Source organism: Oleidesulfovibrio alaskensis DSM 16109 (assembly GCF_000482745.1).
Lineage (GTDB): Bacteria > Desulfobacterota > Desulfovibrionia > Desulfovibrionales > Desulfovibrionaceae > Oleidesulfovibrio > Oleidesulfovibrio alaskensis.
Genome location: NZ_KI519494.1, coordinates 277,558 through 289,506 on the forward strand (window position 1 = coordinate 277,558; position 11,949 = coordinate 289,506).

General features: G+C 57.7%; 10 protein-coding genes. All 10 read left to right on the forward strand.

Annotated features, from left to right (window positions below; all coding sequences use genetic code 11):
• Positions 1–1,329, forward strand: coding sequence for a 4Fe-4S dicluster domain-containing protein (locus H586_RS0113285; protein WP_027182300.1), 1,329 nt, complete (start codon positions 1–3; stop codon positions 1,327–1,329).
• A gap of 15 nt (positions 1,330–1,344) precedes the next feature.
• Positions 1,345–1,896 carry a BMC domain-containing protein gene (locus tag H586_RS0113290; protein ID WP_027182301.1) on the forward strand — a complete coding sequence of 184 codons (552 nt, stop codon included), beginning with the start codon at positions 1,345–1,347 and terminating at the stop codon, positions 1,894–1,896.
• A gap of 81 nt (positions 1,897–1,977) precedes the next feature.
• Positions 1,978–2,337 (forward strand): BMC domain-containing protein, encoded by a 360-nt coding sequence (locus H586_RS0113295; RefSeq protein ID WP_011369003.1) that lies wholly within the window; start codon positions 1,978–1,980, stop codon positions 2,335–2,337.
• Positions 2,338–2,351: 14 nt separating this feature from the next.
• Positions 2,352–2,774 carry a EutP/PduV family microcompartment system protein gene (locus H586_RS0113300; RefSeq protein ID WP_011369002.1) on the forward strand — a complete coding sequence of 141 codons (423 nt, stop codon included), beginning with the start codon at positions 2,352–2,354 and terminating at the stop codon, positions 2,772–2,774.
• 591 nt (positions 2,775–3,365) lie between these two features.
• Positions 3,366–5,177, forward strand: coding sequence for a methyl-accepting chemotaxis protein (locus H586_RS0113310; protein WP_027182303.1), 1,812 nt, complete (start codon positions 3,366–3,368; stop codon positions 5,175–5,177).
• A 777-nt stretch (positions 5,178–5,954) separates the two neighbouring features.
• Complete coding sequence (locus H586_RS0113315; RefSeq protein WP_155891399.1) at positions 5,955–6,872, forward strand: hypothetical protein; 918 nt, start codon at positions 5,955–5,957, stop codon at positions 6,870–6,872.
• Between the two features lie 55 nt (positions 6,873–6,927).
• Entirely contained in the window at positions 6,928–7,920 is a 993-nt protein-coding gene (locus H586_RS0113320; RefSeq protein ID WP_027182305.1) for a methyltransferase domain-containing protein, read from the forward strand.
• A gap of 23 nt (positions 7,921–7,943) precedes the next feature.
• Complete coding sequence (gene hisH / locus H586_RS0113325; RefSeq protein WP_051364022.1) at positions 7,944–8,621, forward strand: imidazole glycerol phosphate synthase subunit HisH; 678 nt, start codon at positions 7,944–7,946, stop codon at positions 8,619–8,621.
• Positions 8,614–9,480, forward strand: a complete 867-nt coding sequence (locus H586_RS20235; protein ID WP_051364023.1) for a HisA/HisF-related TIM barrel protein — start codon at positions 8,614–8,616, stop codon at positions 9,478–9,480. The genes hisH and H586_RS20235 overlap by 8 nt, the downstream gene beginning before the upstream one ends.
• A gap of 83 nt (positions 9,481–9,563) precedes the next feature.
• Positions 9,564–11,942, forward strand: a complete 2,379-nt coding sequence (locus H586_RS0113335) for a PEP/pyruvate-binding domain-containing protein (protein ID WP_027182307.1) — start codon at positions 9,564–9,566, stop codon at positions 11,940–11,942.
• The last annotated feature ends 7 nt before the right edge of the window (positions 11,943–11,949 follow it).

Here is an 11,949-nt window from a genome sequence, read left to right on the forward strand (position 1 = left end):
ATGACTGGACAGACGGTGGAGTGTATTCGATCAGCAGGGGTTGTCGGAGCCGGCGGTGCCGGTCTGCCCACCCATATCAAGGCCGATGCCTCGGTGGATACTGTTCTGGTGAACGGTGCTTCATGTGAGCCGCTGCTCATGAGCGATCCCTACCTCATGCAGGCGCATCCCGATATCGTCATCCGCGGTCTTCTGGCCGTCATGGGCTGCACTGGCGCCCGTCGCGGCATCATCTGCCTGAAAGGCAAACACGCGGCAGCCATGGCTGCAGTGCGCGGGGCTGTGACCCGCGAGGGTTCCGGACGGCTTGAGGTGTTTGAACTGCGCGACTTTTATCCTGCCGGTGACGAACATGTGCTTGTGCACGAAGTGCTGGGCAGAACCGTGCCGCAGGGGGGCATCCCGTTGCAGATAGGGGCCGTGGTGAGCAACGTGGAAACCCTGTATAATGTTGCTCTGGCCATGGAGGGCACGCCCGTCACTCACCGTTATGTGACGGTGTCGGGCGAAGTGAAAAGGCACATGGTGGTCAAGGTGCCGGTGGGCACTCTTGTTTCCGACGTGCTGACCTTTGCGGGCGGTCCCGCCATAACTGAGTATAAAGTGGTGGACGGCGGCCCGATGATGGGCCGCGTCCTGCCCCACACCGGCAGACCCGTGACCAAAACGACCAGCGGCCTGCTGGTGCTGCCGCCCGATCATACCGTTGTGGCGCGCAAGATAATGGACCCCGAAAAAGTCCGCAGGATAACCACCAGCATCTGCTGTCAGTGTTCGCACTGTACCGACCTGTGTCCGCGCAATCTGCTGGGGCACTCGCTGCATCCGCACCGGCTTATGCGCGTGCTTGAGGGCCAGATGCACGCCGGTACCGTGGCGCGGGAAGCTCTGCTGTGTTCCGAATGCGGCCTGTGTGAAAAATTTGCCTGCCCCATGATGGTTTCCCCCCGCGAGATCAACGCGCAGATCAAGCAGGTGCTGCGCCGCGAGGGAGTGCGCTGGGAAAGCACAGGCGAAGAACCGGTGCCGCATCCTTTCAGAAAAAGCAGATATGTGGCCACCGGCAGACTGCTGCGCCGCCTTGATCTGGTGCAGTACGATACACACCCCGGCTACGCAGGCGAATATACGCCGCACATGGTGCGCATACCTCTTGCCCAGCATATCGGTGCCCCGGCCGTGTGCGTGGTGGCCCCCGGAGACACTGTCAGAACGGGTGATCTTATCGGAGAAATACCCGAAAAGAGCATGGGGGCGCGCGTGCATGCCAGCATCAGCGGCAGGGTCGAGTCCGTGGAAGACGGCATGGTAACCATCAAGGCTTGTTAAGGGCAGGTGAATATTATGGATTTGCGTACTATCGGATGTGTGGAGCTGAACAGCGTTGCCATGGGCATGCATACTGCCGATGAAATGGTAAAGGCTGCTGAAGTGGAACTGGTGGTGGCCCGTCCCACCTGTCCGGGGCGGTATATAGCCATTGTGGCCGGTGATACCGGCGCGGTGAAAAGCAGTGTGGAAACAGGCTGCCGCATAGGCGGTGAAATGCTTGTTGACTCTTTTGTGCTGGCCAGTGTGCATTCCGACGTTATTCCGGCATTGGGCGGCGCACCCGAAGATGCCTCCATAAATGCACTGGGTGTCATAGAAACCTGTACCTCCGCTTCCTGTATTCTTGCCGCGGATGCCGCGGCAAAAGCCGCACAGGTTCATCTGCTCGAAATCCGCTTTGCAGCCGGACTTGCCGGCAAGGCTTTTGTGGTCATGACCGGCGATGTCAGTTCGGTGCAGGCGGCCGTAGAAGCAGGAGTGGCCGGTGTGGGCGAATCCGGTCCGGTGCTCAGCCATGTGGTCATTCCTTCTCCCAGTGAAGGGCTGAAGGCCAGAATTTTGTAATACAAGGCGGTGCCGCAGGCGGCGGGCGGGCGCATGCGCCCGGGTACCCGCCGCCTGCGTTTTTCAACCGGAGGCACGGATATGTCTGTATTCGGTAACGAGCCGAGACAAAGGGTCATTCAGGAATATGTGCCGGGCAAACAGGTGACGCTTGCCCATGTCATCGCCAGTCCGCAGCAGGGGCTGTACCTCAAGCTCGGGCTTGACGGCGAGACAGCAGGCGCTCTGGGTATTCTGACCATCACTCCCAGCGAGGGGGTTATCATCGCGGCAGATATCGCCACCAAGGCGGCCTCTGTCGAAATAGGCTTCCTTGACCGGTTCGGCGGGTCTTTGGTGCTGGTGGGCGATGTGGCCAGCGTGGAAGCTTCGCTCAAGGCTGTGCTGGGATATTTTGACGATGTGCTGCAGTACGCCGTTGTGGGACTGACAAGGTCGTAGCGCGTGTTTACGTCATGAAGAAAGTCATGCTTATCGGTGAGACCGGAGCGGGCAAAAGTTCGCTTATCCGGGCGCTGTCCGGCGGGGAATTTGTTCCCCGCAGGGGTATGGCTGTGGAATACTACGGCCGGTTTATCAACACCCCAGGCGAGTTTCTGGAAAACCGCCGGTTTTACTATGCGCTTATCACCACCGCGGCGGACTGCGACCTGCTGCTGATGGTTCAGGACGCCACACGCAGCACGTCTCTTTTTCCCCCGCGTTTCGCTCCCATCTTTAACCGCAGGGTGGTGGGTGTCATTTCTAAAAGCGATGCCTCCGAAGCCCGTTTTTCCCGTGCGGAGCAGTTTCTGCTCAGTGCGGGGGCGCGCGAGATTGTCCGCGCCAGTGTTGTTTCTCCGGACGGACTGGATGCCCTGAAAACAGTTCTCTCCTGAAAACAGTTCTGGTCTGATAACGTTCCTGTCTGAAAACGTTTCCGCCCGCCAGCATTTGCCCGCCAGAAGTTATCACCTGCCAGCAGTTTTGTCTGGCAGCGGCTTTCTATTGGCAGCAGCTTTCTTGTGGCCGCTGTTTTGCCGGAAAGCAGCAGCCCGCCGTTTCCTGCCGCCCCCATGCTGCCTGAGTGCATCCTGCATCAGGCGTTCTTTATTTTTTCTGTATAATTTTTCACCTGTTGTGTTCCGGTGCCGTTTTGTATCTGCGCGGGCGGTTATTTCCGCGCACATGGTGATTGCGGCATCAGTAGCATACTGTGCCGGTTCCGGCAGTGGCCGCGTGTGCCGCCTTGCCCGCCGCAGCAGGGCGCCCTGCAGACGTTGCGGGGCAGGATGCAGGCGTGCACGATCTTTTGCCGTGCGTATCGGGGCTGAGAGAACTTTGTCTGCCATACGCAGACACCGCAGGGCATGAGCGCGGCAACTAGATTATATCGTAAATAATGTTGCAGAAGTGAACTGTGGATTATATATCATAATAAGCATAGGTTCTGTCTGTCCGTGGTACCTGTTTTACCAAAGGAGTCTGCAGTGCTCAGAAAGTTTACTATTGCAAGCCGTATCATTTTTCTGCTGGTGTTGATGCTGGTGTTCTCTACCATCGTCGGTGGCATTTATACGTATTTTCTCTACAAAGTGCAGGACAGGTCGCTTACGGAAACAGAAGCCGTGCTGCATGAAGGGTATGAGCGGAGCATGAAGTTTGCCGTGCAGACTCTGGCCACCAACCTTGCCCATGTGGCGCAGACGGCGCGCAGCAGCGGGCAGGATCCCGTGGAAGCGATGCGTGCGGCCATAGCGCCGGTGCGTTTCGGCGGAGACGGGTATTATTTTATCTATAATACGCAGGGGTACACCGTGGCCCATCCGCTGCGGCCCGATTTTAACGGGCAGCCCGGTATGGATAAGAAAGACCAGAAGGGCAACCAGTACATCAGGCAGCTCAATGAAAAAGCCATGAGCGGCGGGGGCTTTGTCACCTACTGGTTCAACAAGCCCAATGAGCGCGAGCCCAGCCCCAAACTGGCATACGCCCAGATGATCGAAGGCACTGATCTGTGGCTTTCCACCGGTGTGTATGTGGATGATATTCAGGAGGAGCGGGAGCGCATACGGGCAACACTTGAGGCCCTGCTGGATGAGGCCCGCAATATTGCGCTGACAGTTGTCGGTGTGCTCTTTTTGCTGCTGGTACTGCCTTTTGCCATAAGCATCGTGCGCAGTATTCTGCTGCCGCTGCGCGCGGCCACAGGCAACGCACAGCAGGTAGCTGCGGGTAATCTTGATGTGGTCATTGCCGTGGAGGGCAGGGATGAAATCACCCGTCTGGAAGATGCGCTGCATACCATGCTGGCCACGCTGAACAACAACATTAAAGAAATTGAAGTGAAAAGCCGCCATGCCGAAGAGCAGGCCAGAGCGGCAGAACAGGCGGCAAAACAAGCGGATGAAGCCAGAAAGGCTGCGGAAAATGCCAAAAGCGAAGGCATGCGCGCTGCTGCTGCCAGACTGGAAACCATTATGCACCATGTGACCTCGGCGTCCGAGAGCATTTCCGGTCAGGCGGAGGAAATGCGTCAGGGTGCCGAACTGCAGGCCGAGCGCATAGCAGGCACTGCCACCGCCATGGAAGAGATGAATGCCACTGTGTTCGAGATTGCGCGCAACTCTGCGGAGGCGGCCGAAGCAGGCATGCAGGCCGGTGAAAAAGCCAACGCGGGCGCCGACACCGTGCGTATGTCCATCAAATCCATGCTGCACACGCAGGAGCAGGCCGAACGGCTTAAAACCAACATGGCGCATCTGGGTACACAGGCTGAATCCATCGGCATGATTATGACCGTTATTGAAGACATAGCCGACCAGACAAACCTGCTGGCGCTCAATGCCGCCATCGAGGCGGCGCGGGCCGGCGATGCCGGACGCGGTTTTGCCGTGGTGGCCGACGAGGTGCGCAAACTTGCGGAAAAAACCATGGGGGCCACCAAACAGGTCGGCGATTCCATAGGGGCCATCCAGCAGGTGGCGCGTGAAAATATCGATTCCGTGGAAGCTGCCGTGGCCAGCCTGAACGAAGCCGTGGGCCTTACGGAAGAATCCGGCACGGCGCTTAAGGAAATCGTGGACAGCGTGGAGCGTACCGCAGGACAGATTCAGCAGATAGCCACGGCCGCGGAAGAACAGTCGGCCACCTCTGAAGAAATCAACAGAGCCATTGAGGAAATAAGCAACATCACCAGAGAGACATCCGAAGGTGTGAGCAGCACGGTTTCTTCTCTCAGCGACCTTGCAGAACAGCTGGACACGTTGAACAGTCTTGTTCAGGAACTGAAAAGCAGCTGACCGGAGCAGCATCTTTTGCGGCATACGGAGAGGCCGGTCCATGAACGGATACACGGCCGCACCCGCCTGAATCATACCGGAACATAGCACCATCAGGGGCAGACATCATATATGTCTGCCCTTTTTCTGTATGTATCCGCCCGATGTGCCGCAGCTGGGTCGCCGCAGGCGGGTGGCGCGGAAATTACGGTTTTTTCCGCAAAGACAGAAAAATGACACACGGGGAGCCGTATGGCCGCCGCCGCGGCAAGGCCGTCAGGGGCAGGCTGTCACCCCGTGATTTTTTTGTTGTGTCGGGTTGTCGCCGATGGGCGGTATTTTTCTGCCGGAGTATTGCCTGCAGCGGCATTCAGCGGTGCAGGCGGGAAATTTGTGGCATCAAAGAATAAGCTTTTATTTCATGCTGTTATAATGAATTGCGCTGTTGGCCACGGGGCGTTGACTGCGTCCTGTAATTTGCCGCAACAGTACAGCCGTATGCCGGTGCGGGCACGATAAGCTTTGCGGTGCAGACATGATAAGCCTTGCGGCGCGGGCTCTGCAACGCGTCTGCCCGTATGCGCGTGCAGGTGCCTGCCGTGTCTCTTCTCTGCTCTTTGCTGCTAAAGCTATTTTTTACGGCATGTTATGTTTTGTGCGTGCCCTGTGTTTTTTTCCGCGGCCGGACGTTGCAGTGCGCGTTATTTTTCTGTCTGCCCGAACATATGGAAAACTGGATTGTTTTTTGCAATATACGTCGGGGCACACCCATGTCCGGCAACAGATGAGGTTCACAGGATGATGATGAGCGAAGAGACAGTGCGGCGGCTTGCCGCGGACAGACCGCAGGTGACCGGCGAGATTCACACCGCCAACAATTTTTATGGGCACGATCAGGTGCTTAAAAAATACTGCGGCCACGCCCCTGATTACCAGCTCAAAGCTGTTGTGGAACACGGCGTGTTTCTGAACGACCCTGTACGTTATATCTGGGAAGCCGACAGGCAGGCTCCGCTGCCGGTCTTTTTGGCCGCAAGTAAGGCTCATGCAGACTACGTAACAGAGACTACAGACAAAGTCGGCATTCCTGTAGGTCCCATGATCATGTATGCGCTGCCTTTTGTGCCTGAGCCGCAGGCGCACTGCGCCGGGCGGGTGCTGGCGGTGCCTGTGCATTCTTCTCATCATGTCATCGCAAACACCGATGAAGAAGATTTTGTGCGCCGCATCGACTCCTGCGGGGTACCCCGCAGTCAGGTGAGTGTGCTGCTGTACTGGAAGGACATTCTGCTGGGGCACGACAGCTTCTATCGCGAAAAGGGCTTTGGCGTGCTGACGGCCGGGCATATTTTCAGCAACGGTTTTCTGTATCTTTTTGCTGAGATAATGCAGAATCACGACCTGATAGTGACCAACGCCGTGGGTACACACGTTTTTTATGCCGCGCTTATGCAAAAGCCGGTGTGGATTGTGCCGGGCAGCACGGTATTCACGACGCAGGGGCGCCCTTACTGCATTTACAGGTCGCCTGTGGAGCGCCGGGTGCGAGAGCTGTTCGGCTCTCTGCGCGATGCCCTGACGGATGAACAGCGCGAATATGTTAACGAACTGACCGGTGTGGCGTCGTTCAGAACGCCGGACAGGTTGCGTGATCTTCTTGACTTTGCCGAGTTCCGTCACCGCGGCGGGGCACAGCGGCTGCGCCGCAGTGCCTGACGTGCCGCACGGGCGCCGGCGGTGTGAAATTTGTTAGCAGCAGGGGAGCGACAGCGTGAAGGAAAATGATATCCGGCCTGAAAATCTTATGGCGGACAATCTTTCGTGCATCGAGGAAGACCGGGCCTTTCTGCTTGCCCGTAAAGACCGGTGGGTCGGAGTGCCTTGTCCTGCCTGCGGGGCAGACGATGCGGCACCCTATGGTGAAAAAGACGGTTTCGGGTATGTGCTGTGCGCTGCATGCGGCACGGTATACACTTCACCCCGTCCCGATGTGCGTACTTTGCATGCCATGTACGCGCAGTCCAAGAATTATGCCTATTGGAACAAGCATATTTTTCCCGCCAGCGATGCCGCCCGCAAAGAGCGTATCTATGCGCCGCGTGCGGTCATGCTGCTGGAGCATGCCCGTGCCTGCGGACTTGAGGGGGGTACCTTTCTTGAAGTGGGTGCGGGGTTCGGTTCGTTCTGCGAGGTGGTCAGGGAAACCGGATTTTTCGGCCGGGTGCTGGCTGTGGAGCCGGTGCACGAACTGGCGGAAACGTGCCGCGGCAAGGGGCTGGAAACGCTTAGTATGCCCGTGGAACATGTGGAAGGAACCGGTTTCGCCGATGTAGTGGCGTCGTTTGAGGTCATTGAACATCTTTTTGATCCTTCTGTCTTTCTGCACAAGGCGCACAGCCTGCTGCGCGCAGGCGGAATGCTGGTGTTGTCCTGTCCCAATTACAAGGGGTTTGACATGCAGGTCATGGGGCTGGCTTCCAAGTCGTTTGACCACGAACATGTGAATTATTTTCATCCGGTATCACTGGCCCGGCTTCTGCACCGCACCGGTTTTGATGTCAGAACAGTATTCACACCGGGCAGGCTTGATGCATCCATTGTACGTGATGCTGTGGAGCAGGGTGAGGCAGACGTGAGCGGCAGTCCTCTGCTTGAATATGTGTTCGGTGACGGCTGGGAACAGACAGGTGATGATTTTCAGGCATTTATCAGCCGGTACGGTATGTCGTCGCACATGGTGGCGGTGGCTACGCGCCGCGGATAGGGACAGGCGGAGGATTGGCAGCCATGCACGGAGTACTCATACGTTCCTACGCCGCACAGGGGATCAGGCCGCCGTCGGTGGGCGTTGTGAACTACGGTGCCGGCAATATTCTGTCCATTGCCAATGCGCTGTCATTGCTTGGTGCTGTGGTGCACGAAGTCTCCGCTCCGGAAGAAATCAGACAGGCGGAGGCGCTGGTTCTGCCGGGTGTGGGAGCGTTTCCCGCCGCAGCGCGGCGGCTGTCGGACAGCGGGCTTGCCGATGCCCTGCTCGACCATGCGTTGCACCGCGGCAGGCCGCTTCTGGGGATATGTCTGGGAATGCAGCTGCTGACGGAATGTTCCGAGGAGTTCGGCACCACTCGCGGATTAGGCATCATTGCCGGAAAGACATGCAGAATTCCTGTCCGGCTCTGTTCTTTGCCTCATGTGGGCTGGAATGAAGTGCTGCCGCAAGGAGACGACGGCATGTATGCGGGCATCCCGCAGCATGCACATTTCTACTTCGACCATTCCTATGCGGTTTTTTGTCCGGAGCCTTTCATTACGGGTGTTGCCCGTTATGAAGAGCAGGTCGTGGCCTCTGTCCGGCAGGGGACAGTATGGGGAACGCAGTTCCATCCTGAAAAAAGTCAGGTGTGGGGGCTGCGTCTGCTGCGCAATTTTCTGGATATGACAGCGGGGGGCAGGGACGATGCTTAAACAGCGGGTCATGGCCAAACTGCTCATCACAGGCAATACCTGCGTGCAGTCTCGCGGATTCGGCGCGTATACCCCGCTGGGCAGGCCCGATATCGCGGTGGCGTATCTTGATGCATGGGGGGCCGATGAGCTTGTGTGTCTGCACATAGACCATGCGGGCCGTGGCGATGCGGCGTATCTGGATGCCGTACGCCGGTATGCGGCCGGATGTCATGTACCGCTGGCTGTCGGAGGCGGCATGGGGTCGGAAGAGCAGATACACGGGGCGCTGAGCAACGGGGCCGATAAAGTTGTGGTCAACTCGCTGCTGCATATGCGGCCCGGCGTTATCACTGCGGCGGCAAAGCGTTTCGGTTGTCAGTCGCTCATTGTTTCGGTGGACGTGCAGAACGAGAACGGCCGGTATGTGGTTTACAGCCACGGCGGGCGGGTGCGTTCGGCCATGCCGCTGGAAGATGTGGTGCTGCTGGCCGCCGACTGCGGCGCGGGTGAACTGATGATCTGCCACATGGAAAGGGAAGGCCGCAGCTGCGGTTACGACAGTGCTCTGCTGGAAAAGGTGCGTTCGCTTACCGCACTGCCCGTCATCGCCAGCGGAGGGTACAGCAGCCCGGCCGATGTGCTTGCCTGTTTCAATGCGGGCATGTCGGGTGTGGCCATAGGGAACGCGCTGCATCATGCCGAGCACAGTCTTGCCGTTATCAAAAGTTGTCTGGCAGAGCGCGGGGCAAATATCCGCAACGACGGTCCCGTACGCTATGTGCCGGAACTGGTGGACGGTTCCGACCGTCCGGCAAAGCTGTCCGAAGAAACGCTGCTGCAGCTCCGTTTCCGCAAAAACGTTCCTGTCAGTATCTGACAGCAACACCCTGCCGCACCGGCAGTACGCCGGTATCTGCGCGGTATAACTGTAATGTAAGGTTGCCGTAAAAAGAAATTGCTATGTTTACATTTTGTACAAAAGCAAACACTCTGAAGAAAATGCAACCGTTGCTCACCAGAAGCGTGGTGCCTGACAGTTTTGTTCTGCGTGCATCGGAATGGAACAGCTGCAAACACGCGCTGCATGCCCGGATGCAGGAGCAGCTGGCGTGTGAAACCGTCATAGTGCGCAGCAGCGCCATTAACGAGGACGGACACGAATTTTCCATGGCGGGCGCCTATACAAGTATTCTTGATGTGCCGCTGCATGACGCTGCCGCGGTGGATGCAGCCATCAACAGGGTTATCGCTTCGTATCTGGCTCTGAACAAGCCTCATAAAGAAGATCAGGTACTTGTGCAGCCCATGATCTCCCGTATCAGTATGTCCGGCGTGGTGCTGACACAGGATTTGACCAGCGGCGCCCCCTATTATGTGATAAATTATGACGATTCGTCAGGTCGTGCCGATTCTGTCACAGCGGGCACAGGTGACACGAGCAGAACGCTTATTGTACGGCGCGAGTGCACGGCCAGCGTGCAGTCGTCACGATTCCGCAAGCTGATAGAGGCCGTGCAGGAAATAGAAGCTCTGACATGCAGCACCGCTCTGGATATAGAATTTATCGTGGACGCGGATGAGACAATTTATACGGTGCAGATACGCCCCATGGCTGTAAGCCAGAACTGGAACAGGGGCATAAGTAAGAAAATCAATGCCACGCTGGAACAGATAAAGTCCTTTATAGCCTGCCGCCTGCACCCTGTGCACGGGGCAGCCGGCAGCCGCTCCGTATGGGGCATCATGCCCGACTGGAATCCGGTGGAAATGCTGGGAGCCGCCCCGCGCAGGCTGGCATGGTCACTGTACAAATATCTCATCACGGATTCCGTATGGGCGCAGGCCCGGGCCATGATGGGGTACAAGGATATGGGCAGGCGTCCGCTGATGCACAGTTTCGGGGGGCGCATGTATATCGATGTGCGCGAGAGTTTCAATTCTTTTCTGCCTGCCGGCCTGCCGGCACCCCTGCAGGAAAAGCTGGTAGACATGTGGCTGGACCGGCTAGAGAAGCATCCCGAGCTGCATGACAAGGTAGAGTTCGATGTGGCGGTGACGGCTTACACTCCTGATTTCCGGGAGCGGGTCGCTCCTGCGTTGCTTTCGGGGCTGACGCCTCAGGAGCTTGATGTTTATGCCGCCGCTCTGAAAGATATGACATGCAGGATACTTTGCGGCCCTCAGGATATTCTGGAAGAGAGCCTCGGGCGCATCGAAAAGCTGGATGACGGTCTGGGTGATGCCGCCTGTGCTGCAGGCAGTCCGCAGCCGCGGCTGTTTTTTGTGCAGGCTCTGCTGGACAGGTGCAGAAGTAACGGTACCAGACCTTTTTCCGTTGTGGCGCGCTGCGCCTTTATTGCAGAAGCCCAGCTGCGGGGGCTGGTGCATTGCGGATGCCTTTCGGCCGGGCGTGCGGCGGCCTTCAGAGGTTCGGTTCGCACGGTGCTTTCGGCATTTCTGGATGATCTGGGCAGGTGTGCTTCCAGCCAGCTTTCCAGAGACGATTTCATGCGGCAGTACGGGCACCTGCGTCCCAGTTCGTACGATATTCTTTCGCTGCGTTATGATCAGCGCATTACACAGCTGACCCCTGCCGCAGCACCCGCGGCAGCCTGCACTCCTGCTGATTTTGTGCTTACGCCGCAGGAAGTCCGGTCTGTGGACGCCGTGCTGGAGGCACACGGCTACGGTTGCGACGCCGCCCGTCTCTTCAGCTTTATGCGACGCGCCATAGCCGGCAGGGAATATGCCAAGTTCCGTTTTTCAAAACACCTGAGCGATTCCATCGAGAGCATTGCGGCATGGGGTGAAAGCATGGGACTGACCCGCGACGAACTTGCTCATCTCGATATCCACGATTTGCTCCGGTGTCTTTCCGAAGTGCCCTGTGCAGAGTCAACAGAGGAATATCTGCGTGGCAGGGCTCAGGCCAATGCACAGGAATTCGAGGTGACGCAGGCTCTCAGAATGCCTTTTCTGGTGACATCCCCTTCGGACATCGATGTGGTTCCGCTGCTTAAATCACGCCCCAACTTCATCACCACAAGGTATGTGCAGGCCAAAGTCATCCTGCTGACAGGACAGGAGATAAGCGCGCGCAACCTGCACGGCAGAATAGTGCTCATCGAGGGTGCCGACCCCGGGTTCGACTGGATTTTTGCACACAATATCGCGGGGCTGATCACAAAATACGGCGGAGCGAATTCACATATGGCCATACGTTGCGCGGAAATGGACCTGCCCGCCGCCATAGGATGCGGCGAGCAGCTGTTCGATGCGTTTTCGCAGGCGGCCGAGCTGAAACTTGACTGTGCTTCCGAACACATAACCGTCCTGTAGGTACGCG